The sequence below is a fragment of the Halomonas flagellata genome, assembly GCF_022487945.1.
GTDB lineage: Bacteria > Pseudomonadota > Gammaproteobacteria > Pseudomonadales > Halomonadaceae > Halomonas > Halomonas flagellata.
This window is the reverse complement of record NZ_JAKVPY010000158.1, coordinates 1-511: the sequence shown is the minus strand read 5'-3', so window position 1 is coordinate 511 and position 511 is coordinate 1. Positions and strand designations below refer to the sequence as shown.

Here is a 511-nt window from a genome sequence, read left to right as displayed (position 1 = left end):
GCACCATCCTCAATAACAGCGGCGATGATGTCAGCCACAGCACATTTGGCAATATCGCCCGCAACAATAATCTGACCGCCGGCAGCGCTTCGGTGATTTTGAACGAGGTGACCTCCAAAAACGCCAGTAGCCTGAAGGGCTTTATCGAAGTCAACGGTCAGAAAGCGGATGTGGTAATCGCCAACCCGAACGGCATCACCTGTTCCGGCTGTAGCTTTGTTAATACCAACAAGGCTATCCTGACCACCGGCAAGGTTAATATGACCGACGATGGCGCCATCGGCAGCTATACCGTAACGGCAATAGACGAAGCCGATCTGGAAAGCAGCCCGGCAAACCCGGTCTCGGTACGTACCCAAGCGAAAATAATTAAGGCAGGGGACATACGCTTTAGCGGATTTGCTAATAGGGAAATGCGTTTTATTACCCTGACCTGGAAGGCCAAAGCAGATGAAATCGTGGGGTATAAAATATACCGGGCACAAGACGATAAACAATTAAAGTTGTATAA

1 protein-coding gene is annotated in these 511 nt (G+C 49.7%); it reads left to right on the top strand.

Going from position 1 to position 511, the window contains the following annotated elements:
• Positions 1 to 511, top strand: a 511-nt coding sequence (locus MKP05_RS21660; protein WP_240570187.1) for a two-partner secretion domain-containing protein, incomplete at both ends; no start/stop codon positions are given.